Origin of the sequence: Lysobacter sp. GCM10012299 (assembly GCF_042649405.1) — a bacterium.
Taxonomy (GTDB): domain Bacteria; phylum Pseudomonadota; class Gammaproteobacteria; order Xanthomonadales; family Xanthomonadaceae; genus Lysobacter_J.
This window is the reverse complement of sequence record NZ_JBHRZC010000003.1, coordinates 232,941-258,011: the sequence shown is the minus strand read 5'-3', so window position 1 is coordinate 258,011 and position 25,071 is coordinate 232,941. Positions and strand designations below refer to the sequence as shown.

The window sequence follows — 25,071 nt, the reverse complement described above, 5'->3', positions numbered from 1 at the left end:
GCGACTGCGGCAAACAAAAACACCCCTCTCCCGCTAGCGGGAGAGGGGCTCAGAGCAAACAACCATCAGAACTTGTAGCGGGCGCCCAGGAAGTACTGGCGACCGGTGTGGTGGTAGACCGAGGCGCGATCGCCGACCGAATCCACCCACTGGTCCTGGAACTCGTCGGTGAGGTTCAGGCCTTCCAGCGTCAGCTCGAAGTGATCGTTGATCTTGTACGACGCCGACATGTCGAAGGTCAGCGTTTCGGCCGTGCCTTCCACGTCGTTGCCGTTGCGGCCCGGCACCGTGGTCAGGTAGTCGTCGCGGTAAGCGGCCGAGACGCGTGCGCTGAACTTGTCGCCTTCGTAGTAGAGCGTGGCGTTGTAGGCGTTCTTCGACAGGCCGGTCAGGTCGGTGCGCAGCGACGGCGCGCCGGTCGAGGTCACGTACTGGATCTTGGAATCGACGTAGGTGTAGTTGAGCTGCACACCGAAATCGCTCCAGAAGCCCGGCAGGAACACGAACGGCTGCTGGTAGGTGAACTCCAGGCCCTTGAGCGGACCGCCCTTGCTGTTGATCGGGACGTTGAACTGGAAGTCGTCGCTGGCCGTGGCGCCGGTGCCGATCAGCAGGCTCTCCGGCAGGCCGGAGGTCGAGTACGGGCGGGTCTCGCGCGAGGTCAGGACGAAGCTGTCGATGTCCTTGTAGAACAGGCCCAGCGCCAGCAGCGATTCCTCGGCGAAGTACCACTCGAAGCTCATGTCGACGGTGGTGGCGCGGAACGGATCCAGCATCGGGTTGCCGCCGGTGACCACGCGATTGCCGCCGCTGACGTTGACCGTGACGCCCGGCGTGAGGTTGCCCAGGCCCGGGCGTGCCATCACCTTCGCCGCCGCCAGGCGGACCAGGAAGTCCGGCGTGACGTCGGCGACCAGGTTGAACGAAGGCAGCGTGTCGCTGTAGCTGCGCGACACGGTGATCTGCTGCGCCGGGCCGCTGGCCGGCGTGGAGAAGCCGGTCGAGCTCTGGCGCGTTTCGACCTGGCGCAGGCCGACGTTGCCGCTCAGCGGCAGGCTGCCGAGCTGCGTGTTGAAGTCGCCCTGGATGAAGAAGCCCTGGTCGCGCTCCTCGACGCTGCGGTTGTTGCCGAGCACCGCCGCCACGCGGTCGCTGGTGGCGAAGATGCCCTGGTCGCTGTAGATGTTGAAGACGCGGTTTAAGGCGTCGATGTCCGGGATCAGCCAGGTGTTGTCGCCAACGCCGCTGATGCCTTCCAGTCCGATCTGCTTGGTCAGGTTGGCCAGCGTAGTGCCGGCCGGCAGCGCCGGAACGATCAGTTCGGAGACACGACGCTCTTCGCGCGTATCGAACGTGTATTCCTTGAACTGGCCACCGGCCTTCAGGCTGAAGCCGTCGCTCAGCTGCCAGGTGAAGCCGAGCTGCGCGTTGTCGATGGTGTTGTCGGCGAACTGCGGACGCAGGCGGATTTCCGAGCCCGGCACCGCGGTGGTGCCGTTGACGAAGGACCACTGCGACGGGTCGTTGACGTCGAAGCCATTGGTGATCACCGGCAGGCGGTTGTCGCCGCGGTAGTCGTAGACGTAGCCCTGCGCGTTGAGCTTGTCGATGGTGATGGTGGTCTGGATCGGATTCTCGAACTCGGACTTGGCGTGCCCGGCCTCGAAGTTCAGGCTGAAGTCGTCGGTGAGCTCGTGGTCGGCGTAGAAGTTGAACTGGGTGAACTTGGTTTCCAGTTCGTCGTAACGCGCTTCCGAACGCACGTCGACGTTGTTGAACTTGCCGTAGACCAGGTTGCCGCGGCTGTCGATGGCGCTGTCCACCACCACGGTCTGCGGCTTGCCGGCGGCGCCGGCGCGGCTGAACGACAGGCCGTTGAGGAAGTTCTCGGTGCGCGTGGCATCGAGGTCGGCGTACATCACGTCCAGGCCCATCGAGGTCTTGTCGGTCGGGTCGAACTGCAGCGACGCCGTCACGCCCAGGCGCTCCTGCTCATGCTCGAGCACGCCGTAACGCGGGATGCGCGGGTGGAACACGGTGGCGCTTTCGGCCGCCGGCGTGCCCGAGAAGCCGCCGTTGGCGTTGCCCGGATCCCAGCGCACCGTGCTGTGGCCTTCTTCGACCAGGCGGCGCTTGGTGTAGGCGACCGAGACCAGCGCGCCGAACTTGTTGTCGAACCAGGTGTTGCTCATCAGCATCGTGGCGCGCGGATCGAGATCCCCGGCCAGGTCGTTGTAGCCCAGCTGCGCACCGGTGACGAAGGTGAAGCCGTCGTAGTCGAACGGGCGCGCGGTCTGCAGGTCGACGGTGGCACCGAGCGCGCCTTCCTCGATGTCGGCCGAGGCGGTCTTGCGCACGGTGATGCTGTTGAACAGCTCGGAGGCGAACACGTTGAAGTCGAAGCCGCGGCCGCGGTTGGCACCGCCGGAACTGTCGGTGCCACCGGTGGTGGTCAACGCTTCCATGCCGTTGATGCGCACGCGGGTGAACTGGCTGTCGAGGCCACGCACCGAAATCTGGCGGCCTTCGCCGGCATCGCGCGCGATCGACACGCCCGGAATGCGCTGCAACGATTCGGCGAGGTTGAGGTCCGGGAAGTCGGCGATGTCTTCGGCGACGATCGCGTCGACCACGCCTACTTCGCTGCGCTTCTTGTCGAGGGCCTTTTCCAGGCTGCCGCGGAAGCCGGTGACGACGACCGCATCCAGATCGGTCGCGTCCTGGCGCTGCGGTGCGGCAGTATTGGCGACCGCCTCATTGGCAACCGCTTGAGCCGGTGCGGTGGTCTCATTGGTCGTGGACGCATCCTGGGCAAGCGCGCTGAGCGCCGCCATCTGGAGCGCCAGGCCTATCGAGGCCGCCAATAAGGTAACCGGTGTCTTTTTGGTGGCACGCTGAAATTGCATAGGTTCCCCTCCCTAATGACTGACAGCTTGTAAGGTGCTTGCTTGTAAGGTGCTTGTTGACTGGTCTGCGACGCTTGCTATCGTGGATTCAGTGGTGTTCGGCAGTGCTCGGCGCTGCAAATGACACCGATGGTCAAAACCCTAACAAAAGGGACAGCGGTTCGCATGCTGCGGTGCGCCATAACCGGCCAGCCGGCATGGCAGGCGCTATCTATAGGGACAACTTTCCTTCCTCCGGGAGCAGGGCGTGAGTCAACGGATCGTGTGTTTTGGGGAACTGCTGCTGCGCCTGTCGGCGCCGGGGCGCGAGCGACTGCTGCAGTCACCGGGCCTGGCGGTCCACATCGGCGGGGCCGAGGCCAACGTCGCCGTGTCGCTGGCGCGCTTCGGCCATGACGCGGCCGTGGTGAGCACGGTGGCCGACAACGCGCTGGGCGAAGCGGCGGTCGGCGAACTGCGCCGGCATGGCGTCGACACGCGACATGTGCGCACAGCGCACGGACGCATGGGCCTGTACTTCCTTTCTCACGGCGCGATGCATCGGCCGAGCGAGGTGCTGTACGACCGCGCCGATTCGGCATTCACCCGCATGACCGATTACGACTGGGATGCGCTGCTCGATGGCGCGGACTGGCTGCACCTGTCCGGCGTGAGCCCGGCGCTGGGCGCCGCCACCGCGGAAGCCACCGTCGCTGCGGCCCAGGCCGCGCGCCGGCGCGGGGCCAGGGTGTCGTTCGACGGCAATTTCCGCGGCAAGCTCTGGCAGGCGTGGAACGGTGACGCCGCCGCGATCCTGCGCCGCATCTTCGCCGAGGCCGACCTGGTCTTCGCCGACCACCGCGACATAGAAGTGGTGCTGGGCAAGCGCAGCACCGCCGAGGGCGAGGACGCCGTGGCCGAAGCCGCCGCCCATGCCTTCGCCGCGTTCGGACACCTGCAGTGGCTGGCGTGCACCCTGCGCAGCCAGCACAGCGTCGACCACCACACGCTGTCGGCGGTGATGGTCGGCCGTGATGGCGCGCGTCATCGCGCACCCGGCTACGAGCTGGAGGCGATCGTCGACCGCATCGGCACCGGCGATGCCTTTGCCGCCGGCGTGCTGCACGGGCTGATGACCGGCATGGCGCCTGCCGATCTGCTGCATTTCGGCCTCGGCGCGGCCTGCCTGAAGCACTCGCTGCCGGGCGATTTCAACCTGGTGTCGCGCGAGGATGTCGAGGCGTTCACCGCACAGGCCGGCTTCCATGTCCGTCGTTGACGCCCAGGCGCTGTTGCGCGGCAGCCGCATCATTCCGGTCTACACCCCCGGCAGCGTCGACGAAGCCGTGGCCGTGGCGCAGGCGCTGCTGCGCGGTGGCATCGATGCGATCGAGGTGACGCTGCGCACGCCGGTGGCGCTGGACGCGATTGCCGCCGTCGCTGCGCAGGTGCCGGGAATGAAGGTCGGCGCCGGCACCGTGCTCGATGCGGCGCAGATGCGCCAGGTGCAGCGCGCAGGTGCGTCGTTCGCGGTGTCGCCGGGGTCTTCGCCACAACTGCTGGCCGCCGCGCGCGAGGAATCGATCGCCTACCTGCCCGGCGTTGCCACCGGCAGCGAGGTGATGGCGGCGATGGCCGCCGGCTTCGATCTGCTCAAGCTGTTCCCGGCGCAGGCGATCAATGCACTGGCATTGCTGGCGGCCTGGCGCGGGCCGTTTGCACACGTGAGATTTTGTCCCACGGGCGGAATCGACGCCGCACGTGCGCCTGAGTACCTGCGCCAGCCCAACGTCGCGTGCCTGGGCGGCTCGTGGCTGACACCCGCCGATGCACTGGCAAACGGCGACTGGGATCGCATCGAAACGCTGGCGCGCGAGGCGTCCGCACTGTCGTCCAATTGACCGGTGAATTGACCGACGGACGGCCAAAACGGGTCGCCTTGGCGGTCAATGGCGAAGAAAGTAGCGAATTCCAGCGTTTTTTTGCCTCTTACCACTTGGCGCCGCCTTTTCCTTGCCCTACATTCCGCTTGCCTAGCGGGGAAATCCGGGCACCCATCAACTAATCGAGTATTACGAGACACATATGGCGAAGACGAAGAAAGTGGCAAAGAAGGCCGCGCCGAAGAAGGCCGCCGCCGCCAAGCCGGCTGCACCGAAGCCGATCAAGGAAGCGCTGACCAAGTCGGGCCTGGTCGCGCACATCGCCGAGGCCGCTGGCGTTGCTGCCAAGGACGTGCGCGCTGTGCTGGCTGCGCTGGAAGGCGCAGTGCACGGCTCGATCAGCAAGAAGGGCGCCGGTGCGTTCACCCTGCCGGGCCTGCTGAAGATCACCGCCGTCAGCGTTGCAGCCAAGCCGAAGCGCAAGGGCATCAACCCGTTCACCAAGGAAGAAGTCTGGTTTGCAGCCAAGCCGGCTTCGGTCAAGGTCAAGGTCCGTCCGCTGAAGAAGCTGAAGGACGCTGCGGCCTAAGCCGTAGTGATCTGCCGGGATGCGGTGAGCGCAAGCCACCGCATCCTCTCCCGGGCCGTCGCACTCGCCGGCCATGGGATGCGTATCCCGCCGATCCGCGCTCAGCGATCGAGCAGCCCCAACGCCAACGCCGCCGTGACGTCATCCTCGTGATCGATGTCCAGCCGCAATTCCGGCGCGTCCATCCGCCACACCGCATCCGCCATCGACGTCAGCCGTGCGCCCAGGCCACGGTCGCCCTGCAGCTGCGTGCTGGCCTGCATCAGCGCCATCGTGACCAGCGCCGGGATGCCGGCGGCATCGCCGTGCACGGTTGCCGCGCAACCCGACGATGCCGTGCCGGCGCCGCGCAACAACGCCTGCAGGTGATGCGCATCGAGCGCTGGCTGGTCGCAGCCGAGCAGCAGCACCGCACCGTCGAAGCCTGACAGCGCCGCTGCCGCGCGCTGCAGGCTGCTGGCCAGTCCTTGCGCCCAGTCGGGATTGTGGAGGACTTCTGCGCCGAGCCCGGCGGCCGCATCGGCGATCGCCTGCGACTCCGCGCCCGTCACCAGCAACAGCCGTTGCGGCCGGGTGGAAGCGGCCAGGCGCACCATCCGATGCACCAGCGTTTCCCCATCGCGGCGCAGCAGCTGCTTGGCGTGCCCGAGGCGTTGGCTGCCGCCTGCGGCGAGCACCACCGCGGCATGCGTCGCATCGCTCACGCACGGCCGCCGTGCAGGTGATTGTGCAGCTGCGCGGCGATGCTCAAGGCGATCGCTTCCGGCCCGCTGCCGCCCAATGCCAGCCCGACCGGCGAATGCAGGCGCGGCATCAATGCCTCGCGCACCGACGCCGGCAACACGCGGAACAGGTCTTCGCGACGCCGTACCGGTCCGAGCAGGCCGATGAAGCGGATGCTGCTGTCCGCCAGCGCCGCCAACGATTCGCGATCGAGTTCGAAATGGTGGTGCATCACCAGCGCCGCATCGAACTGGCCATCGGCCGCAGGCAGCACCTGCGCCGGTGCCAGTGCCAGGGCAACGTCGGCCGCGGTGGCGGCGGATTGCCAGCGCGGGCGACGCTCGACCAGCGTGGTGATGGCGCCGAGCAGGCGCAGCATCGGCAGCAGCAACACCGTCTCCGGCCCGGCGCCGAGCAGCAGCACCGACGGCGGGCGCGCGATGCTGAGCGTCCACGCTGGCGGCACATCCGGCCACGGCACGCTGGCGGCCTTGAAGCGATGCTGGCCCTGCTGCGAACCGACGCTCGCCGCCACCGCGCCGGAGCCATCGAGGATCACTTCGAACGGACCTTGCCGCGAGCGCCAGGCGGTGATCAGCGCCGGCCACGGCGCCAGGGTCGCAAGCGGCAGCAGCGCAATGCGCAGGCGACCACGGCAGCCGACGGCGGACCCGGAGAGCAGGTCTTCGTCGTTGCGCGTGTCGATCTCCAGCCACTGGATCGTCTGCGTGCGCACCGCTTCTTCGGCGCGCAGCGCGATCTCCGGCTCCAGGCATCCGCCGCTGAGCCAGCCGACCTGGCGGCCTTCGCCGCCGAACAGCGCCACTGCCCCGGCGTGGACGTAGGTCGACCCGGAGGTCTCCAGGACCAGGGCAAGTGCCGCCGGCTCGCCGTGGGCGATCGCGTCGGCGGCGGCTTCGAGCACGCCACGGGTGGCGCCGGGCAGGAAGGTGTCCATGGCGCGAGTCTAGAGCCAGTCCGGGCGTGCTTGCCGTGAGTGCCTGCACGCCGCAGCAGCGGGCGCGGTGCTAGGCTGCCGCGATCCCCAGCCGCCGCAAGGGAGTCGCCATGAAGTTGCTCGTCAACGGCAGCGAACACGAAGTCACCGCACCGGCCGACATGCCGCTGCTGTGGGTGCTGCGCGATCTGCTCCACCTCACCGGCACCAAGTTCGGCTGCGGCATCGCCCAGTGCGGCGCCTGCACCGTGCACGTCGACGGCGCACCGCGCCGCGCCTGCGTGACCCCGGTCGCCAGCGTCGAAGGCAAACAGATCACCACCATCGAAGGCCTGTCCAAGGACGGCACGCACCCGGTGCAGCGTGCCTGGGCCGAGCTCGACGTGGTCCAGTGCGGCTACTGCCAGTCCGGCCAGATCATGTCGGCCGCGGCGCTGCTGGCGAAGGTGCCGGCGCCCACCGATACCGACATCGACCAGGCGCTGTCGGGAAACATCTGCCGCTGCGGCACCTACCAGCGCATCCGCGCGGCGGTGCACCGCGCCGCCGACCTCGACAAGGCCTGACTGCCATGAACGCCGCGATGCAAGCCTCCCGTCGTCGTTTCCTGAAGGCCGGCGCCGCAGCGGGCGCGGGCCTGGTCGTCGCCTTCGTCATCCCCGCCGCCAGTCGCTACGCCATGGCCGGGCCCGATGCGGCCGCCGTGCCGGTGTTCGCGCCCAATGCCTTCCTGCGCGTCGGCACCGACGACACGGTGACCGTGCTGATCTCCCATTCGGAAATGGGGCAGGGCATCTGGACCGGCCTGGCGATGCTGATCGCCGAGGAACTAGATGCCGACTGGAGCAAGGTCAGGGTCGAGCACGCACCGGCCGCACCGGCCTACGCGCACACCGCTTTCGGCATGCAGATGACCGGCGGCTCGACGTCGACCTGGTCCGAGTTCGATCGCTACCGGCAGGCCGGCGCCACGGCGCGCGCGCTGCTGGTCGCCGCAGCGGCGCAGCGCTTCGGCGTACCGGTCGACCAGGTACGCACGGAGAATGGCGTCGCCATCGCCGGTGACCAGCGCGCCCGCTACGGCGAGCTTGCGCAGGCCGCCACGCAACTGCAGGTGCCGGCCGCGGTGGCCTTGAAGGACGCCAAGGACTGGAAGCTGATCGGCCAGCCGACCAAGCGCCTGGACACACCGGAGAAGATCACCGGCCGCGCGCAGTTCGGCATGGACGTGCAGTTCGACGGCCTTCTGACCGCCGTGGTCGCGCGTGCGCCGGTGTTCGGCGGCACGGTGAAGTCGTTCGACGCCACTGCGGCGAAGGCCGTGCCGGGCGTGCGCAACGTCGTGCAGGTGCCCAGCGGCGTGGCCGTCGTTGCCGACCACTTCTGGGCGGCCAAGCTGGGCCGCGATGCGCTGCAGGTCGATTGGAACCCCGGCCCGAATGCCGCGCTGGACACCGCCGCGCTGCGCGAACAGTTCCGCTCGCTGGCGGGCAGCGACGGCACCGTCGCCAGCACCGCAGGCGACGCCAAGGGCGGGATCGCGAAAGCCGCGCGCACGCTCGAGGCCGAGTACCACGTGCCGTACCTCGCGCATGCGCCGATGGAACCGCTCAACTGCACCGTCAAGATCGCCACTGACAGCTGTGAGATCTGGACCGGCACGCAGTTCCAGACGCTTGATCAGCAGATCGCGGCGAAGATCACCGGGCTCAAGCCGGAGCAGGTGCAGATCCACACCACCTTCCTCGGTGGCGGCTTCGGCCGGCGCGCGACGCCGACGTCGGATTTCGTCAGCGAGGCCGTGGAAGTGGCCAAGGCCGCCGGCACCGCGGTCAAGACCGTGTGGACGCGCGAAGACGACGTGCGCGGCGGTTACTACCGTCCCATGTACGTGCAGCACGCGCGCATCGGCCTCGATGCGCAGGGCCTGCCGGTCGCCTGGCACCACGTGCTGGTCGGCCAGTCGATCCTCGCAGGAACGCCGTTCGAGGCGATGATGGTCAAGGACGGCATCGACGCGACCTCGGTCGAGGGCGTCGCCGATTCGCCCTACCTCAAGGACATCGCCGACCACCGCGTCGAACTGCACTCGCCGCGCACCGGGATTCCCGTGCTGTGGTGGCGTTCGGTCGGGCACAGCTACAACGCCTTCGTGATGGAAAGCCTGGTCGACGAACTGGCGCACGCCACCGGCAAGGACCCGGTGGACTACCGCCGCACGTTGCTCAAGAACCATCCACGCCATTTGGCCGCATTGAACCTGGCTGCGGAGAAATCCGGCTGGGGCACGCCGCTGCCCGAGGGGCGCGGCCGTGGCGTCGCCGTGCACGAGTCGTTCGGCAGCTTCCTGGCCCAGGTCGCCGAGGTGTCGGTGGAGAACGGCGCGATCCGCGTGCATCGGGTCGTGTGCGCGATCGACTGCGGCCTGGCGGTCAATCCCGAGGGCGTGCGCGCGCAGATGGAATCGGGCATCGCCTTCGGACTGGGCGCGGCCCTGCACAGCGCGCTGACCTTCAAGGATGGCCAGGTGCAGCAGTCCAACTACCACGACTACCAGGTGCTGCGGCTGAGCGAGATGCCGAAGATCGAAGCGCACATCGTCGCCAGCACCGAAAAGATGGGCGGCGCCGGCGAACCGGGTACTGCACCGATCGCACCGGCGGTGGCCAACGCCGTCTTCGCCCTGACCGGCCAGCGCCTGCGCGAACTGCCGCTGCGCCTGTCCACCCCGCCCGCAGCGACCGCCTGAGGAGACGACCATGCGTGTTGCCATCGCATCGCTGTTCGCCTCGGCGCTGATCCTGGCGGCGACGGCCTGTACGCAGAAGGTGAGCCCGGAGCAGCAGGCCAAGGGCGTGGAGGCGTTCGCCACCATCGAGAAAGTGTTCCAGCACCCGCGCTGCAGCAACTGCCACATCCCCGGCGACCAGCCGTTGCAGTTCGATGCGCAGACGCCGCACATGATGAACGTCGTGCGTGGCCCCGACGGCAAGGGCGCAGCGGGGCTGCCATGCGCAAGCTGCCACGGCGACGCCAACCTGCCGGCCAGCTACGGGCCGAACGCACCGCCGGGCGCACCGCACTGGGCGTTGCCGCCGCCGGACCACAAGATGGCCTGGATCGGCGTGCCGGCCGCGCAGCTGTGCGAGATGATCAAGGACCGCAAGCGCAACGGCGATCGCGACTTCAACGCGCTGTTCAAGCACGTCGCCGAGGACAAGCTGGTGCTGTGGGGCTGGGCGCCCGGCGGCAATCGCGCGCCGGTGCCGGTGCCGCACGACCAGTTCGTGCTGGCCTTCAAGACCTGGATGGATGCAGGCGGGCCATGCCCAGCCGGCGCAAAGGGGTAGCGAGTCGATGGTTGCGGGAGCCAGCGTGCTGGCCCCCGCAACTGCATGCCTTAAGCGCGGTCGTTCCGGTGCAGCCAGCGATACAGCACCGGCAGCACCAGCAGGGTCAGCAGCGTCGACGACACGATGCCGCCGATCACCACCGTGGCCAGCGGCCGTTGCACCTCGGCGCCGGCGCCCTGGTTGAATGCCATCGGCACGAAGCCCAGCGACGCCACCAGCGCGGTCATCAGCACCGGCCGCAACCGCCCGAGCGCGCCTTCGACGATCGCCGTTTCCAGCGCGTTGCCCTGTTCGCGCAGCTTGCTGATGAAGGCGATCATCACCAGGCCGTTGAGCACCGCCACGCCCGACAGCGCGATGAAGCCGACGCCGGCGGAAATGGACAGCGAGATGCCGCGCAAGGCCAGCGCCACCACGCCGCCGGTCAACGCCAGCGGCACGCCACTGAACACGATCGTGGCATCGCGCACCGAACCCAGTGACCAGAACAGCAGGGCGAAGATGATCGCCAGCGTCACCGGCACCACCACCGACAGCCGCTGGCTGGCCGAGATCAACTGTTCGAACGTGCCGCCGTAGTCGATCCAGTAGCCGCTGGGCACCTCGACCTGGGTGCCGACGCGTTCGCGCAGCTCGGTGACGAAGCTGCCCAGGTCGCGACCGCGCACGTTGGCCGTCACCACCACGCGGCGCTTGCCGTTCTCGCGGTTGATCTGGTTGGGGCCGAGCTGGGTTTCGATCCTCGCCACTTCGCGCAGCGGCACGGTGCGCGGCGTGCCAGCGCTCCAGCTGCCGGCGAGGCTCGACTCGTCGGCGTCCGTCGAATCGCGCTTGAGCGGAATCGGCAGGTCGGCCAATGCGGCCGGGTCCTGACGCAGGCGCTCGGGCAGGCGCACGACGATGTCGAAGCGGCGGTCGCCTTCGAACAGCTGTCCGGCCACCTCGCCACCGACCGCCGTCGCCAGCGTGGCCTGCACATCACCGGGGTTGAGGCCGTAACGCACCAGCGCCTGGCGATCGGGAACCACGGTCAGCAGCGGCAGGCCGGTGGCCTGTTCGAGCTTGACGTCGGCCGCGCCCGGCACCGCCTTGGCCACTGCCTCGATCCGCCGGCCGACCTCGACCAGCGTGTCGAGGTCGTCGCCGTAGACCTTCACCGCGACATCGGCGCGCACGCCCGAGATCAGCTCGTTCATGCGCATCTGGATGGGTTGGGTGAACTCGTAGTTGTTGCCGGGCAGGCTGCGCGCCGCCGCCTCGAACTCGGCCAGCAGCGCCGCCCTGGGCTTGCCCGGATCGGGCCAGTCCTTGCGCGGCTTGAGCATCACGAAGGTGTCGGTCACCGACGGCGGCATCGGGTCGTTTGCTATTTCGGCCGTGCCGATCTTGCTGAAGACGCGCTCGACCTCGGGCAGCGTGGCCAGCGTGCGCTCCAGCGTCGCCTGCATCGCCAACGCCTGCGTGAGGCTCGCGCCGGGAATGCGCAGCGCGTGGATGGTCAGGTCGCCTTCGTCGAGGTTGGGGATGAACTCGCTGCCCAGCCGCGTGGCCAGCAGGCCGCAGCCCACCACCAGCGTCACCGCGGTGCCGAACACCCAGGCGCGACGGCGCAGCGCCCACGCCAGCAGTGGCGCATAGCGGCGACTGCACCACTGCATCACTCGGTTCTCTTTTTCCTCGACGCGACCGCCAAGGAACAGCGCGACCGCCGCCGGCACGAAGGTCAGCGACAGCAGCATCGCGCCGCTCAGCGCCAGCACCACCGTGATGGCCATCGGGTGGAACATCTTTCCCTCGATACCGGTGAGGGCAAAGATCGGCAGGTACACGGCGGTGATGATGCCGACGCCGAACAGGCTCGGCCGGATCACCTCGGCAGTCGCCTTGGCGGTCAGCTCGAAGCGCTCCTCTTTTTCCAGCGTGCGGCCCAGCGCGTGCTGCATTTCGCCAAAGCGGCGCAGGCAGTTCTCGATGATGATCACCGCGCCGTCGACGATCAGGCCGAAGTCGAGCGCGCCCAGGCTCATCAGGTTGCCAGACACGCCGCCGCGGACCATGCCCCAGACGGTGAACAGCATCGCCAGCGGGATCACGGCTGCAGTGATCAGTGCCGCGCGGAAGTTGCCGAGCAGCACGAACAACACCACGACCACCAGCAGCGCACCTTCGGCGAGGTTCTTCGCCACCGTGGCGATGGTGCGGTCGACCAGCGCGGTGCGGTCGTACACCGCCGTGGCGACCACGCCCGGCGGCAGGCTGGCGTTGACCTGCTTCAGCCGCGCGGCGCTGGCCTGGGCGACGTCGCGGCTGTTGGCGCCGACCAGCATGAAGACCGTCCCCAACACGACTTCGCGGCCGTCCTGGGTGGCGGCGCCGTTGCGCAGTTCGGGTCCTTCGCCGACGCTGGCGACGTCGCGCACGCGGATCGGCACGCCATCGCGGCGGTCGAGCACGATCTCGCCGATCGCGGCGATGTCGGCCACCTGGCCCGGCACCCGCACCAGGAACTGCTGGCCATTGCGCTCGATGTACCCGGCGCCGATGTTCTGGTTGTTGGCGGCGATGGCGGCCACGAGGTCGCGCAGGCTGAAACCCAGCGCCACCATCCGCGCCGGCTCCGGCGTGATGTGGATCTGCCGCGCATAGCCGCCGATCGTGTTGACCTCGGTCACGCCCGGCGTGTTGCGCAGCTGCGGCCGCACCACCCAGTCCTGCAGCGTGCGCAAGTCGGTCGCGCTCCACGGCTTGCCATCGGGCTTGCGCACCTCCGGATTCGCCTCGACCGTGTACATGAAGATCTCGCCCAGGCCGGTGGCAATCGGGCCCATCTCGGGCTCGATCCCCGCCGGCAATTGCGAGCGTGCCTGCTGCAGTCGCTCGGCGACCTGCTGGCGGGCGAAGTAGAGGTCGGTGCCGTCCTTGAACACCACCGTGACCTGCGACAGCCCGTAACGCGACAGCGAACGGGTGTAGTCGAGCCCGGGCAGGCCGGCCATCGCCGTCTCGATCGGGAAGGTGATGCGCTGTTCCGATTCCAGCGGCGAATAGCCGGTGGCTTCGGAATTGACCTGCACCTGGACGTTGGTGATGTCCGGCGTGGCGTCGATGGGAAGTTGCCGGAAGCTCCAGGTCCCCAGCGCGACCAGCGCAAGGGTGAGCACGAGCATCAGCCAGCGATGGCCGATGGCGAAGCGGATGATTTTCTCGAGCATGTCGGCGTCCTCAGTGGTCGTGCGAGGCGCCGGACTTTTCGATGTCCGCCTTGATGAGGTAACTCTGCTCGACCACGACCTGGTCGCCAGGTTCGAGTCCGGACAGCACTTCCACCCGTTGCCCGTCGCGCTTGCCCAGCTCCAGCGGGCGCACCTCGTAGGTGTCGCCGACGCGGATGAACACCACGTCCCAGTCGCGGAAGGTCTGCAACGCCGACAGCGGCACCACCAGCGCCGCCGGTTGCTGGGCGACGGTGATGCGCGCCTGCACGGCCGACCCCGGTCGCCACAGGCCGTCGATGTTGTCGAGGGTGGCGCGGGCGACCGTGCTCTGGCTGGCGGTGGCGGTGTTGGGCAACACGCGCTCGAGCTGCGTGTCGATGCTCACGCCATCGCTCAGCCGCGTGACCCGCACCGGCACGCCCGGCCGGATGTGCTGGGCATCGGCACCGAAGATGTGCAGGTCCACCCACAGCTTCGACAGGTCGGCGATCTCGAACAGCGACGCGCCCTCGGATGCGACGTCACCGACTGCGGCGTTGCGCGCCAGCACGACGCCGTCGATGGGCGAGGTGACGGTGTACGTGCTCAGGCTGAGGTTGCTTTCAATCGTCGCCAGCGCCTGGCCGGCGCGCACGCGATCGCCGAGGTTGGCGCGCAGCGAGCGCACCGGGCCGGGGAAGCGCGCGGCCACTTTCGCCTCGCGGCCCTCGACCGGCGTGAGCAGGCCCTGCACCTCATGCTCGTCGGCGATCATGCCGGCCGCTGCGGGCGCAACCCGGATACCGGACGACTGCGCGGTCGCCGCGGCAATGCGCGTGCGGCCCTCGTAGCTCGGGTAACTCCAGCGCAGCGACTTGCCCTCGACGCTGGCGAGCACTTCGACGTCGAACGAATGCGGCTCGGCGACGACCGTGGTGGCGACCAGGCTGCCGTCCGGCCGTGGCGTGAGCGTGTGGCGCTCGCTGGTGCCACCAAGCCGCCGCAATCGCACTTCGACCGTGCCGGCCGTGGCCGGCAGCGGCTTGTCGTCGCGGTACAGCCAGGCCTGGTAGCGGGGCGGCATGCCGGCTTCGGCAATGGCCAGTTCGACGCGGTAACCGGATTGCTCGAGCAGTCGACCGCCATGGGCGCCCTTGCTCACGGCCTCGGCCTCGTCGTGGGTGTCGCCGGCTTCGTGTGCGTGTCCGGCGTCGGTGGAGCGCTCACCACCGCAGGCGGCCAGCAGAAGCACCATCGCGAGCAGTGCGGTCTTCTTGAAGGTGTTCATGGGGTCTGGCCTCGGGTGGCGGCAACGACGAGTGGCTCGGCGGTAAGCCGCTGGATTTCGATCAGCGCGCGCTGTGCCGACAGCGCGGCATCGAGTTGCTGGCGGCGCGCCGCGGTGGCTTCGGACTGCAGCTGCGCAAGTTCGAGGTAGCTGATGGCGCCGGCGTTGAAGGCACGCTCGGCCGCGGCCTGGGCGCGCGCCAGCTTGGGCAGCACGTCGTCGCGCAGGCGCAGCACTTCCAGTTGCGCCACGCGGTAGCGGCCGTGCGCTTCGACCAGGGTCGAGTACAGCGCCAGCCCTTGCGCTTCGCGTTCGACTTCGTTGACGGCCAGTTCGGCTTCGGCGGCGCGAATCTGCGGCTGCGCCCGCCGGCCACTGGCCAACGGCAGCGAGAGGCCACCGATCAGGGCGACGTCGTTGTCCTCCTTGAAGCCACGCAGACCGGCCTGCCATTGCAGGTCCGGTGCGGCCTGCGCGCGGGCCAGTTGCAGGCGTGCTTCGCCGATGCGGCGCTGGTCGGCGAAGCGGGCCAGCTCTGGCGTGTCCTGCAGCAGCTGCGCGAGCGTGGCGAAGTCGGCGATCTCGGGCAGCGCCAGCAGGTCGGCGCCGGCGACCTCGAAATCGGGTTCGCGTTCGCCCCACAGCGCGGCCAGATGCTGGCGCGCGGCGTCCTGTTCCTGGGTGGTGCGGCGACGGTCGAGTTCGGCGCGTGCGAGTGCGGCCTGTGCGGTCAGCACCACCGACTCCGGCGAGGCGCCGGCCTGCAGTCGCCGTTGCGCGGCGGCGACGGTGCGGCCGCGTTGTGCGATGTCGTCGTTGGCGATCTGCAGTTGCGGGCCGCTGGCGACGACGGCGAGATAACGCCGCGCCGTTTCCGCCAGCAGGTCCAGCCGGGTGGCCTCGCGTTCCACGCCGAGCGCATCGATGCGGCTCTGCGCGAGTGCACGGCGCGCATCGCGCTTGCCGCCGCGCTCCAGCACCGAGGCCAGCGTCAGTGTCAGCTCGGCACGGTCGAGGCCGCGGTAACCGTTGCTGCCGAGCACGTTCTCGAGTTCGGCACCGGCCACCAGGGCCGGTCGTTGCGCCGCGACGTCAAGTTCCGCGGCAAGGATGTCGCCGCGGGCGCTGCCGAGGCGAAGGTCGGGATGCGGGGGCAGTGATGCAGTGCCCAGGACGCGCGCGAACGCATCGTCCAGGGTCAGGCGATCGCCGGCCTGTGCGGGCAGGGCCGCAGCAAGCACGACGACCAACGCGGCACGGGCCGCGAGTCGCGAATACATGGGGAACGCTCCGATGAAAGGGTGGGACGGAAATCCGGCACAGGGCCGGGCCGGTCACACCGCGATCGGAGGACGGAACGGAGCCACCAGGCGCGTCGGCGCGAAGGCGACCGACAGCGTTGCCATCGGCGAAGCCGTCGCCGCGGCGGGAAGATCGAACTGCATGCGCGGCAACACCGCCGCCTGCTGGCCGCAGCAGTGCGTCAGGTGCCAGTGGTCGTCATCGTGGCCGGCCTTGCCGTCGTCGGGCGCGCCGTCGTCGCCATCGACGGCATGCTCGCCAAAAGCATGGTCATGGCCGTGGCTGTCAGCCGCCGCATGCGCGGTCAGCTCGTGCACTTCCTCGGCGAACGCCAATGCCGGCTTCAGCACGAAGCCGGCCAGCAGCACGCCGAGCAGCAGCAGGCGCAGGGCGGCGACGAGGGCGGAGGGCACGGGCATGGCGGCAAGCCTACGCGCCGGGGCCGGCGATACACAATTTCGTCGCTGGCCACGCTGGCATGCCGGGTTTGCCCGAAACGGTGCCCATGTTGGCTGCAGAGGTTGTCCGGAGGCCGCAGCCCGCCCGCAAGGGCATGGCAGGGCAAGGCGGCAGCGGCGACAATGCCGCCATGGATGCCAATGTCGCCCTGCTCGAAACCGTCGAGCACGAAACCGCCCCTTCGCCGACCTGGACCGTGCTGTGGCTGCACGGGCTGGGTGCCGACGGCCATGACTTCGCCCCGATCGTGCCCGAGCTGGTGCGCCGCGACTGGCCGGCACTGCGCTTCGTCTTTCCGCATGCGCCGGTGCGTCCGGTCACCATCAACAACGGCATGCGCATGCGTGCCTGGTACGACATCGTCAGCTTCGACTTCGACGCGCTGGCCGCCGGCAAGCGTGCCGACGAAGCAGGCGTCAACGAGTCGGTGGCCCAGGTCGAAGCCCTGATCGCACGCGAAACCGCGCGCGGCATCCCGCCCGAACGCATCGTGCTGATCGGCTTCTCCCAGGGCGGCGCGATCGCCCTGGCCTCGGCGCTGGGCCGCGAGCAGCCCCTGGCCGGCATCGTCGGACTCTCCACTTATTTGCCGCTCGGGCAGCAGCAGGCGACGGCGAGACTCAAGCCTGCGGCCTTGTCGCAGCCGGTGTTCATGGCCCACGGCCAGTTCGATCCGGTGGTGCCGGCGGTGGTCGGACAGATGGGCGCGGCGACCATGAAGGACCTGGGCTTCGCCCTGGAGTGGCACGACTACCCCATGGCCCACCAGGTCTGCGCCGAGGAGATCCACGCCCTGGGCGACTGGTTGAGCACGCTTTTTGCGGGCTGAGTCGCATCCTCGCTGATCCGGTTGCCGGCCCGATTGGTAGCGGGCGCTGGCGGGGGCTACCATCAGTCCCGAGGCAGTGCCCACCGGGTAGAGGCGCCAATGAGGATAGTGATCGCCGACGACGAGCCGCTGGCGCGCGAGCGCCTGCGGGGACTATTGGCCGAACAGCGCGGCGTTGAAGTCGTCGCCGAAGCGGCCGATGGCCAGCATGCATTGCATGCCTGCGCCGAACACCATCCCGACCTGGTGCTGCTCGATATCGCGATGCCCGGCATCGACGGCCTCGAAACCGCGCGCCACCTGGCCGCGTTCGAGCCACGGCCGGCGGTGGTGTTCTGCACCGCCTACGACGCTCACGCCTTGTCCGCATTCGAAGCCGAGGCGATCGACTACCTGGTCAAGCCGGTGCGCGCCGAGCGCCTGGCGGCGGCACTGGAGCGCGTGCGCACCTTCGCCGCCGGGCGCGACCGCAACGCGCCCGCCGCCGGTGCCGGCGGCGCCGGCCAGCGCCGCAGCCACCTGTGCGCGCGCCTGCGCGGCAGCCTGCGCCTGATCCCGATCGAGGACGTGCACTACCTGCAGGCCGAAGAGAAGTACGTGGTCGTGCACCACGCCCGCGGCGAGGACCTGATCGAAGAATCGTTGAAGTCGCTCGAGGACGAGTTCGGCGAGCGCTTCGTCCGCATCCATCGCAACTGCCTGGTCGCACGCCACGAAATCGTCGAGCTGCGTCGCGCCGCTGATGGCCACGTGCAGGCGGTGCTGCGCCACGGCAAGCAGCCGCTGGAAGTCAGCCGCCGCTGCGTGGCGGGGCTGAAGGAAACGCTCAAGCACCTGTGACCCTCCCGGCGCAAGCCGGGAAGACGCGCGCCGCGAGGGTGGGATCGCTGCGATAATGCCGCCATGACCACGCTCCGCATCGCCACCCGCAAAAGCCCGCTCGCCCTTTGGCAGAGCGAGCACGTCGCAGAGCGCCTTCGCGCCGTCCACCCCGGCCTGACCGTGACCCTGGTGCCGATGAGCACCCGCGGCGACGAAGTGCTCGACCGCTCGCTGGCGGCGATCGGCGGCAAGGGGCTTTTCCTGAAGGAGCTGGAGCTGGCGATGCTGCGCGGCGAAGCCGACTGCGCCGTGCACTCGCTCAAGGACGTGCCGATGGAGCTGGAACCGGGCTTCGCCCTGCCGGCGATCCTGGCCCGCGCCGACTACGCCGACGCCTTCGTCAGCAACCACTTCGCCGACATCGCAGCGCTGCCGCAGGGCGCGCGGGTCGGCACGTCATCGTTGCGGCGCCAAGCGCAGCTGCGCGCGCTGCGTCCCGACCTGCAACTGCTCGACCTGCGCGGCAACGTCAACACGCGCCTGGCCAAGCTCGACGGCGGCGAATACGACGCCATCGTGCTGGCCTGCGCCGGCCTGCAGCGACTGGGCTTCGACGACCGCATCCGTGCACGCCTGCTGGCCCCGGACTGGCTGCCCGCACCGGCCCAGGGCGCGGTGGCGATCGAGTGCCGCGACGACGACATCGCCACCCGCGAACTGTGCGCGCAGCTGGACGACAGCATCACGCGCACCTGCGCCGAAGCCGAGCGGGCGATGAACCGCGCGCTGCATGGCAGCTGCCACGTGCCGGTGGCGGCGTATGCGCAACTGCATGGCGAACACCTGCACCTGGCCGGCCTGGTGGGTTCGGCGGCCGACGGGCGTGTCGTGCGCGCGCAGGGTGAAGGCCGCGGCGATGCGCCGGAATGCCTCGGACTGGAAGTCGCGCAGATGTTGCTGGCGCAGGGCGCCGGCGAGTTCATCGCGGCCAGCTGAGTCCGAACCCCGTACCCAAGAACCACCGACACCCGTTCGTCCTGAGCGTAGCGCCGCAGGCGCGAAGTCGAAGGAGCTGGGCGCGTGTGCCCTCCTGGAGGTCCTTCGACTTCGCTTCGCTACGCTCAGGACGAACGGGGTCCGGGTGCGGCGCGGCGAGTGACTTAGAACCGGCGCCGCAACTCCAGCTTGCTCTCGGCGGTTTCGCTGCCGCCGCCGTTCTGCGTGTCGTGGCGGATCGCGAAGTCGCTTTCCAGCGACCAGTTCGGCCACAGCTCCACGTCCAGGCTCAGCGACTGCTTGACGAAGGCCTCGCCGCGCCCACTCTCGAACTGCACGCGCTGCGTCCACTGCGCGCGCTCGCCGATCTTCTGGCCGAAATTCAGTTCGCCGCGCAGCACCGGGCCGGCCTGGTTGATGCCGTCGTCGTACAGCGGTGCGAGGCGGTAGCCGGCACCGAGGACCAGGCCGAGCTGCGTCGGACCATCGCGCATCGCCTGCACGCCGTACCGCGTGCCGATGCGGAAATCATTGGAGTAGTTGCCGCGACTTTCGCGCGGCGTGGCCGGTGCGCTGAGTTGCGCATAGCGCTGGCTGCCGGGAAGGCGGACCGACTTCGCGCGCGCCGTGGTCGCGGGCACGGTCGTGGCCGAGGTGGTCGCCAGTTGCCATTCCTCGTCGCCACAGCGGGTGGAAAAGCAGTACAGCCGCATCTGCGCCGGATCACTCGCAATGGCGATCAGCGTCGGGTCGCCATTCAACGCTGGCGAGGGCAGGGTGAGGAGGGCGCCACCCAGCAGGGCGGTCCCGAGCGCACCAAGCATGGTCCGAAGCGGTTGTGGTGGAGGGTCAGAATGATGCAGTGAAACCGGTTACAGGTCCACCCGGAAGCACGCAAACTGCTGAATTCGTTCAGTAATAGAGCGTGACCAGGTGCCGCGCCTGGGCAAAAAACAGCCAGCGCTCGACGAAGGCGCCGAGCAGCGCGGCCAGCGCCGCCAGCGGCATCGCCACCGCGGCGGACCCGGGGAGTGCCCACACCAGCACTGCCGCGAGCACCGGAATCAGTCCGAACAGGATCAGCGCGATGGTGCGCAGCTTGTGCGCATGCTTGCGCGCCACGACGAAGCCCATCTCGCGGGTCAGGTAGTTCTGCTCGCTGTGCGGCCGCTCGAACACGCTGACCTCGCGCCCCGGCAGTCCGACCGCATCGCCACGTGTCGCCGGCAGCGCCTGGACGTCGATGTCGCGCCAGTAGCGGATCTTGATTGCCACCAGGACGATGCTCACCGCTGCAAGCGCGATCGCCAACGGCGCCAGAAGTCCGGCGCCCGGCAACAGCGCCATCAACGACCCGACGATGGCCAGGCCGCCCTGCACCGCAAACCCCAGGTACGCAGGGACGACGAGCGTGTGCTGCCAGGCCGGAATCGTCGCGAGCGAGGCATAGATCATCGCCGTGCAGCCCACCGTGACCAGCGCCAGCACGGTCGTGACGATGCCCAGCGTCGCCACCGACGTCGCGAACGTGTCGGCTGCGACTCCGCCGCCGGCCCACGCCGCCAGCGCCAAGGCGACCAGCGCCACCGCCGGTACATAAGTCGCCAGCGCAAGCACGCCTTCACGCGACAGCCACGAGGTGCGCCACTGCGAAAACGCGCGCCAGGCGCGCATCGGCTTGCCCAGGTGGAAGGTGGAACTGAGCAGGCCGACCGTGACCAGGGCCAGTGCCAGCAGCAGCACGCACGCGAGCGGCAGCAGCATCGATGCCGCAGGTTCGTTGTCGCGCGCGAGCAGGTGCGCGCGAGGGCTGGCAAGCATCACGCCGATCAGCGCGAGCACGCCGTAGCCGGCGCCGGACAGCGTGGTGAAGAAAATGACGGACAGGGCGGGATGCATGCTTCAGTTCACTTTCATCGCGACAGCACCCGGTCTACCCACCGCAGCAGCGGCGACAGCGCCGCCGTGTCGAGCGCTTCGACCGGTGCCTGCGGCGCCGCCGGTGCTGCTTCGCCGGCACGGCGCGGGCGCGGCGGCAGGTATTTGTTGACAGGCTGGTAGCCCAGCTGCGGCAGCAGGTCCACGCCGCCACGCTCGGCCACCAGCTTGGACACCTTCGACTCCGGATCGCCGAGGTCGCCGAAATGGCGCGCGCGGGTCGGGCAGGCCTGCACGCACGCCGGCTGGCGTTCGGCTTCTTCGAGGTTCTCGTTGTAGATGCGGTCGATGCACAGCGTGCATTTCTTCATCACGCCTTCGACTTCGCTGTACTCGCGCGCGCCGTACGGGCACGCCCACGAGCACAGCTTGCAGCCGATGCACTTGTCCTCGTCGACCAGGACGATGCCGTCCTCGGCGCGCTTGAAGCTGGCGCCGGTGGGGCAGACCGTCACGCAGGCCGGCTGCTCGCAATGCAGGCACGAACGCGGGAAGTGGAGGGTCATGGCCGGCAGTGCCGCGGCGCTGCCGCACGAACCCGGCTCGGTCGCCGCCACTTCATAGCTGTGCACGCGGTTGAACCAGACTCCGGTCGGGTCCTTGCCATACGGCTGCTCGTCGGTCAGCGGCGCGGCGAAGCCGCCGGCATTCCATTCCTTGCAGCTCACCGCGCAGGCATGGCAGCCGACACAGGTGTCGAGGTCGATCACCAGGCCCATCTTCTTCTTCGATGGCGGTGGCAGGGCGGTCATCGGCGGTGGTCCTTGAGCAGCAACCACACGCCGACGGCAAACAACGCGATCGAGAACGTCGTGCTCGGCAGCAGGCCCATCAGCGTGGGCAGCATCGAGGTGGATCCGGTCGGCGTCACGAATGGCAATTCGAAAGCGCCGAAGCCGAGCAGCACCACCAGCACGAAGCTGAGCAGGATGCAGGTCCAGCCGGCGAGATAACGCACTGCTTTCATCGGGAGGATTTCCTGCGGAATTGCGCGCCGTAGCGCAACGGTTTGTCGTCGGCCTGTCCGAGTTCAAGCGGCGCGAACTGCGGTTCGCTCACCGTCGCCTCGCTGTCGGCCGCCTTGGCGATGCGCACGCGCAGGTCGAACCAGGCCGCCTGCCCGGTCACCGGGTCGGCATTGGCGTAATCGCCGCGCGGGGTGATGTCGGAAATCAGATGGTTGAGCAGGAAGCCCTGCCTGCCTTCCGGCGCGTCCTTGCCAAGTCGCCACGCGCCGCGGCGCTTGCCGATGGCGTTCCATGTCCAGACCGTATCGGGCTGAACGTTGGCGGCGAACTTGGCCTGCACCGTGATCGTGCCGTTGTGCGAGGTCACGTCGATCCAGTCCTCGTCGCCGATGCCGTGGCGCGCACCGGTGTCGGGATGCATGTACAGCCAGTTGCGCGCGGCGATCTGGCGCAGCCACGCGTTCTGCGAACCCCAGGCGTGGTACATGAACATCGGACGCTGCGTGACAGCACTGAGTGGAAACTCGTCCTGAGACGTCTGCGCCCCTTCAAAGGGCTCGAACCACATCGGCAACGGATCGAAGTACGCCGCCACCCGCTTGCGATGCTCCTCCGGCGGCTGCGAAGGCCCGTGCCCCTGCGCCGCCAGCCGGAACTTCTGCAGCGTCTCCGAGTACAACTGCAGCACGATCGGCTCGGCATGGCCGATGAAACCCATCCGCTGCGCCCAGTCCAGATAGCCGCGATTGGCCATCTTGAAGTAGCGCGCGTCCTCGGGCACTTCGCTGCGCCAGAAGCCGCCGTTGTCGATGTAGCGCTGCAACTGGTCCGGGTTCGGCGGTCCCTTGGCTTCTAGTTCACCATCGGCGCCACGCCAGCCGGCGAGCAGGCCCACGCCCGGCGCGCGCTCGTGGCGGGTGATGTAGTCGGCGTAATCGCGGTACTTCGCCGAGCCGTCCTCGTTGACCAGGCCCGGCAGGCCGATGCGCGCGCCCAGTTCGATCAGCACCGACTGGAAGCCGCGCACGTCGCGCCCGGGGCTCTGCTCGGCGGCGTCCAGGACCGGATGGCGGATCGCATCGGCGGCGCCGTCGGCATCGGAGATCGGCCGGTCAAGCAGGCTGATCGCGTCGAAGCGCTCCAGGTAGGTCGTGTCGGGCAGCACCAGGTCGGCGTAGGCGACCATCTCCGATGCATAGGCATCGGCGTAGATGATGCGCGGGATGCGGTACTCGCCCGACTCGTCCTTGTCGGTGAGCCACTGCATGGTCTGCGCGGTGTTCATCGCCGAGTTCCAGCTCATGTTGGCCATGAACATCATCAGCGTGTCGATCTTGTACGGGTCGCCTGCCCAGGCGTTGCGGATGACGGTATGCATCATGCCGTGCGCGGACAGCGGGTAGGCCCAGGAGAACGCATGGTCGATGCGGCGCGGTTGCCCGGCGGCGTCTACGACGAGGTCTTCGGGCGAGTGCACGAAGCCCAGCGGTGCCGCGTCGAGCACGCCATTCTCCTGGCGACGCTTGCCGGGCCGGTTCGGCGGCGGAATCGGCTTGGGGAATGGCGGCTGGTAGCGGAACGAGCCCGGCGTATCCACCGCGCCCAGCAGCAGCTGCAGCAGGTGCAGCGCGCGGCAGGTGTGGAAACCGTTGCTGTGCGCGCTGATGCCGCGCATCGCATGCATAGCCACCGGCCGGCCGCGCATGGTCTTGTGCTCGCGCCCCCAGGCATCGGTCCAGGCGATCGGCAGTTCGATGGCGTGGTCGAACGCTGCTTCGGCCAGCTCGCGGGCGATGCGGCGGATGGTGTCGGCGGGAATGCCGCAGCGTTCGCTGACCGCGTCGGGCGAATACTGCGGATCGAGGTAGCGTTCTGCAATCAGATGGAATGCCGGAACCGCGCGACGGCCGTCGGCGAGCACGACCTCGCCGACCACGGCGGGCGAGACGCCGATGTCGTTGGCATTTGCTTCCGCGCCCGCCTGGCGATCCCAGCACAGCGCATCGCCGTCGCCATTGCGCGCGAACAGGCCGTCATCGGAACCGCCCGGGTTGCGCACGACCAGCCAGTGCGCATTGGTGTAGCGCACCAGGTAATCGAGGTCGATGCGATCGGCCTTGAGCAGTTCGTGGGCGAGCGCGAACGCGAACAGGCCATCGGTGCCCGGACGGATGCCGATCCACTCGTCGGCAATCGCGCCGTAGCCCGAACGCACCGGATTGACCGCGACGATCTTGGCGCCGCGCCCCTTGAGCTGGCCCAGACCGAGCTTGATCGGATTGGAATCGTGGTCTTCGGCCACGCCCCACATCATCAGATAGCGCGTGTGCTCCCAGTCCGGCTCGCCGAACTCCCAGAAGCTGCCGCCGAGCGTGTACAGACCGCCGGCAGCCATGTTCACCGAGCAGAATCCGCCGTGCGCGGCATAGTTGACCGTGCCGAACTGCTGCGCCCACCAGCCGGTCAGCGCCTGCGACTGGTCGCGGCCAGTGAAGAACGCCAGTTCGTCGGGATTGCGCGCGCGGATCGGTGCCAGCCAACCGCTGGCGATCTCAAGCGCCTCGTCCCACTCGATTTCGCGGAACTCGCCGCTGCCGCGCTCGCCCACGCGCAGCAGCGGCTTGTCCAGCCGCGCCGGCGAGTAGTGCTGCATGATCCCGGCCGAGCCCTTCGCGCACAGCACGCCGCGGTTGACCGGATGTTCGGGGTTGCCCTGGATGTAACGGATCTGTCCGTCGCGCAGCCACACCTTGATGCCGCACCGGCACGCGCACATGTAGCACGTGGTGGTCCGGACCTCGTCGGCGGTCCGGGGTGACAGATCGATGGCTGGCTCAACGGGCGCGCGCATCCGGGCATTGTGCCTGCGACGCCAGGCGAATGG

21 protein-coding genes are annotated in these 25,071 nt (G+C 68.8%); 9 read left to right on the top strand and 12 right to left on the bottom strand.

From position 1 onward, the window contains the following. Positions 1-65: 65 nt before the first annotated feature. Complete coding sequence (locus ACFOPO_RS09165) at positions 66-2,906, bottom strand: TonB-dependent receptor (protein WP_386702896.1); 2,841 nt, start codon at positions 2,904-2,906, stop codon at positions 66-68. Positions 2,907-3,153: 247 nt separating this feature from the next. Between ACFOPO_RS09165 and ACFOPO_RS09160 the strand changes: the two genes are divergently transcribed. The 3 genes from ACFOPO_RS09160 (at position 3,154) to ACFOPO_RS09150 (ending at position 5,357) form a co-directional block, all read left to right on the top strand. Continuing rightward, positions 3,154-4,164: a sugar kinase gene (locus ACFOPO_RS09160; protein WP_386702895.1), complete on the top strand. Its 1,011-nt coding sequence runs from the start codon at positions 3,154-3,156 to the stop codon at positions 4,162-4,164. Next, on the top strand, positions 4,151-4,786 hold the full coding sequence (eda, locus tag ACFOPO_RS09155; protein WP_386702894.1) for a bifunctional 4-hydroxy-2-oxoglutarate aldolase/2-dehydro-3-deoxy-phosphogluconate aldolase: 636 nt from the start codon (positions 4,151-4,153) through the stop codon (positions 4,784-4,786). Before ACFOPO_RS09160 ends, eda begins: the two co-directional genes overlap by 14 nt. 184 nt (positions 4,787-4,970) lie before the next feature. Further along, a complete protein-coding gene (locus ACFOPO_RS09150) occupies positions 4,971-5,357 on the top strand; it encodes an HU family DNA-binding protein (protein ID WP_386702893.1) in 387 nt (128 codons plus the stop codon). Between the two features lie 101 nt (positions 5,358-5,458). Here the strand turns inward: ACFOPO_RS09150 and ACFOPO_RS09145 are convergent, their stop codons facing one another. Both ACFOPO_RS09145 and ACFOPO_RS09140 read right to left on the bottom strand, forming a co-directional pair. Beyond that, positions 5,459-6,061: an NTP transferase domain-containing protein gene (locus ACFOPO_RS09145; protein WP_386702892.1), complete on the bottom strand. Its 603-nt coding sequence runs from the start codon at positions 6,059-6,061 to the stop codon at positions 5,459-5,461. Continuing rightward, positions 6,058-7,038: an XdhC family protein gene (locus ACFOPO_RS09140; RefSeq protein WP_386702891.1), complete on the bottom strand. Its 981-nt coding sequence runs from the start codon at positions 7,036-7,038 to the stop codon at positions 6,058-6,060. Before ACFOPO_RS09140 ends, ACFOPO_RS09145 begins: the two co-directional genes overlap by 4 nt. A 110-nt stretch (positions 7,039-7,148) precedes the next feature. Between ACFOPO_RS09140 and ACFOPO_RS09135 the strand changes: the two genes are divergently transcribed. From ACFOPO_RS09135 to ACFOPO_RS09125, 3 genes are read left to right on the top strand one after another with little or no spacing between them, the layout of a single operon-like run. Then, on the top strand, positions 7,149-7,604 hold the full coding sequence (locus ACFOPO_RS09135) for a (2Fe-2S)-binding protein (protein WP_386702890.1): 456 nt from the start codon (positions 7,149-7,151) through the stop codon (positions 7,602-7,604). 17 nt (positions 7,605-7,621) lie between these two features. Further along, positions 7,622-9,787, top strand: coding sequence for a molybdopterin cofactor-binding domain-containing protein (locus ACFOPO_RS09130; protein ID WP_386702889.1), 2,166 nt, complete (start codon positions 7,622-7,624; stop codon positions 9,785-9,787). A gap of 10 nt (positions 9,788-9,797) precedes the next feature. Then, positions 9,798-10,388: a hypothetical protein gene (locus ACFOPO_RS09125; RefSeq protein ID WP_386702888.1), complete on the top strand. Its 591-nt coding sequence runs from the start codon at positions 9,798-9,800 to the stop codon at positions 10,386-10,388. Between the two features lie 50 nt (positions 10,389-10,438). On the opposite strand, the gene ACFOPO_RS09120 is transcribed toward ACFOPO_RS09125, so the two are convergent. The 4 genes from ACFOPO_RS09120 to ACFOPO_RS09105 are packed head-to-tail and all read right to left on the bottom strand — an operon-like array spanning position 10,439 to position 16,594. Then, a complete protein-coding gene (locus ACFOPO_RS09120; protein ID WP_386702887.1) occupies positions 10,439-13,603 on the bottom strand; it encodes an efflux RND transporter permease subunit in 3,165 nt (1,054 codons plus the stop codon). Between the two features lie 10 nt (positions 13,604-13,613). Next, positions 13,614-14,873 (bottom strand): efflux RND transporter periplasmic adaptor subunit, encoded by a 1,260-nt coding sequence (locus ACFOPO_RS09115; protein WP_386702886.1) that lies wholly within the window; start codon positions 14,871-14,873, stop codon positions 13,614-13,616. Then, a complete protein-coding gene (locus ACFOPO_RS09110) occupies positions 14,870-16,153 on the bottom strand; it encodes a TolC family protein (protein WP_386702885.1) in 1,284 nt (427 codons plus the stop codon). Before ACFOPO_RS09110 ends, ACFOPO_RS09115 begins: the two co-directional genes overlap by 4 nt. Positions 16,154-16,207: 54 nt before the next feature. Further along, entirely contained in the window at positions 16,208-16,594 is a 387-nt protein-coding gene (locus ACFOPO_RS09105) for a hypothetical protein (RefSeq protein ID WP_386702884.1), read from the bottom strand. 170 nt (positions 16,595-16,764) lie between these two features. Between ACFOPO_RS09105 and ACFOPO_RS09100 the strand changes: the two genes are divergently transcribed. The 3 genes from ACFOPO_RS09100 to hemC all read left to right on the top strand — a co-directional run bounded on the left by ACFOPO_RS09100 (position 16,765) and on the right by hemC (position 19,281). Beyond that, positions 16,765-17,463 (top strand): alpha/beta hydrolase, encoded by a 699-nt coding sequence (locus ACFOPO_RS09100; protein WP_386703288.1) that lies wholly within the window; start codon positions 16,765-16,767, stop codon positions 17,461-17,463. A gap of 99 nt (positions 17,464-17,562) precedes the next feature. After that, complete coding sequence (locus ACFOPO_RS09095) at positions 17,563-18,303, top strand: LytR/AlgR family response regulator transcription factor (protein WP_386702883.1); 741 nt, start codon at positions 17,563-17,565, stop codon at positions 18,301-18,303. Positions 18,304-18,366: 63 nt separating this feature from the next. Next, complete coding sequence (hemC, locus tag ACFOPO_RS09090; protein WP_386702882.1) at positions 18,367-19,281, top strand: hydroxymethylbilane synthase; 915 nt, start codon at positions 18,367-18,369, stop codon at positions 19,279-19,281. A gap of 164 nt (positions 19,282-19,445) precedes the next feature. Here the strand turns inward: hemC and ACFOPO_RS09085 are convergent, their stop codons facing one another. From ACFOPO_RS09085 to ACFOPO_RS09065, 5 genes are all read right to left on the bottom strand, one after another. Next, complete coding sequence (locus tag ACFOPO_RS09085) at positions 19,446-20,105, bottom strand: DUF481 domain-containing protein (RefSeq protein ID WP_386702881.1); 660 nt, start codon at positions 20,103-20,105, stop codon at positions 19,446-19,448. A gap of 88 nt (positions 20,106-20,193) precedes the next feature. Next, positions 20,194-21,180: a dimethyl sulfoxide reductase anchor subunit family protein gene (locus tag ACFOPO_RS09080; RefSeq protein WP_386702880.1), complete on the bottom strand. Its 987-nt coding sequence runs from the start codon at positions 21,178-21,180 to the stop codon at positions 20,194-20,196. A gap of 14 nt (positions 21,181-21,194) precedes the next feature. Further along, positions 21,195-21,971: a 4Fe-4S dicluster domain-containing protein gene (locus tag ACFOPO_RS09075; RefSeq protein WP_386702879.1), complete on the bottom strand. Its 777-nt coding sequence runs from the start codon at positions 21,969-21,971 to the stop codon at positions 21,195-21,197. Next, positions 21,968-22,186, bottom strand: coding sequence for a hypothetical protein (locus tag ACFOPO_RS09070; RefSeq protein ID WP_386702878.1), 219 nt, complete (start codon positions 22,184-22,186; stop codon positions 21,968-21,970). The genes ACFOPO_RS09075 and ACFOPO_RS09070 overlap by 4 nt, the downstream gene beginning before the upstream one ends. Beyond that, entirely contained in the window at positions 22,183-25,038 is a 2,856-nt protein-coding gene (locus tag ACFOPO_RS09065; protein ID WP_386702877.1) for a molybdopterin oxidoreductase family protein, read from the bottom strand. Before ACFOPO_RS09065 ends, ACFOPO_RS09070 begins: the two co-directional genes overlap by 4 nt. Positions 25,039-25,071: the final 33 nt, after the last annotated feature.

Coding starts and splice junctions, on each gene's coding strand:
- ACFOPO_RS09165 (WP_386702896.1), bottom strand. CDS start 2,906: ATGCAATTTCAGCGTGCCACCAAAAAGACACCGGTTACCTTATTGGCG.
- eda (WP_386702894.1), top strand. CDS start 4,151: ATGTCCGTCGTTGACGCCCAGGCGCTGTTGCGCGGCAGCCGCATCATT.
- ACFOPO_RS09150 (WP_386702893.1), top strand. CDS start 4,971: ATGGCGAAGACGAAGAAAGTGGCAAAGAAGGCCGCGCCGAAGAAGGCC.
- ACFOPO_RS09140 (WP_386702891.1), bottom strand. CDS start 7,038: ATGGACACCTTCCTGCCCGGCGCCACCCGTGGCGTGCTCGAAGCCGCC.
- ACFOPO_RS09135 (WP_386702890.1), top strand. CDS start 7,149: ATGAAGTTGCTCGTCAACGGCAGCGAACACGAAGTCACCGCACCGGCC.
- ACFOPO_RS09130 (WP_386702889.1), top strand. CDS start 7,622: ATGCAAGCCTCCCGTCGTCGTTTCCTGAAGGCCGGCGCCGCAGCGGGC.
- ACFOPO_RS09125 (WP_386702888.1), top strand. CDS start 9,798: ATGCGTGTTGCCATCGCATCGCTGTTCGCCTCGGCGCTGATCCTGGCG.
- ACFOPO_RS09120 (WP_386702887.1), bottom strand. CDS start 13,603: ATGCTCGAGAAAATCATCCGCTTCGCCATCGGCCATCGCTGGCTGATG.
- ACFOPO_RS09115 (WP_386702886.1), bottom strand. CDS start 14,873: ATGAACACCTTCAAGAAGACCGCACTGCTCGCGATGGTGCTTCTGCTG.
- ACFOPO_RS09110 (WP_386702885.1), bottom strand. CDS start 16,153: ATGTATTCGCGACTCGCGGCCCGTGCCGCGTTGGTCGTCGTGCTTGCT.
- ACFOPO_RS09105 (WP_386702884.1), bottom strand. CDS start 16,594: ATGCCCGTGCCCTCCGCCCTCGTCGCCGCCCTGCGCCTGCTGCTGCTC.
- ACFOPO_RS09100 (WP_386703288.1), top strand. CDS start 16,765: ATGGATGCCAATGTCGCCCTGCTCGAAACCGTCGAGCACGAAACCGCC.
- ACFOPO_RS09095 (WP_386702883.1), top strand. CDS start 17,563: ATGAGGATAGTGATCGCCGACGACGAGCCGCTGGCGCGCGAGCGCCTG.
- hemC (WP_386702882.1), top strand. CDS start 18,367: ATGACCACGCTCCGCATCGCCACCCGCAAAAGCCCGCTCGCCCTTTGG.
- ACFOPO_RS09085 (WP_386702881.1), bottom strand. CDS start 20,105: ATGCTTGGTGCGCTCGGGACCGCCCTGCTGGGTGGCGCCCTCCTCACC.
- ACFOPO_RS09080 (WP_386702880.1), bottom strand. CDS start 21,180: ATGCATCCCGCCCTGTCCGTCATTTTCTTCACCACGCTGTCCGGCGCC.
- ACFOPO_RS09075 (WP_386702879.1), bottom strand. CDS start 21,971: ATGACCGCCCTGCCACCGCCATCGAAGAAGAAGATGGGCCTGGTGATC.
- ACFOPO_RS09070 (WP_386702878.1), bottom strand. CDS start 22,186: ATGAAAGCAGTGCGTTATCTCGCCGGCTGGACCTGCATCCTGCTCAGC.
- ACFOPO_RS09065 (WP_386702877.1), bottom strand. CDS start 25,038: ATGCGCGCGCCCGTTGAGCCAGCCATCGATCTGTCACCCCGGACCGCC.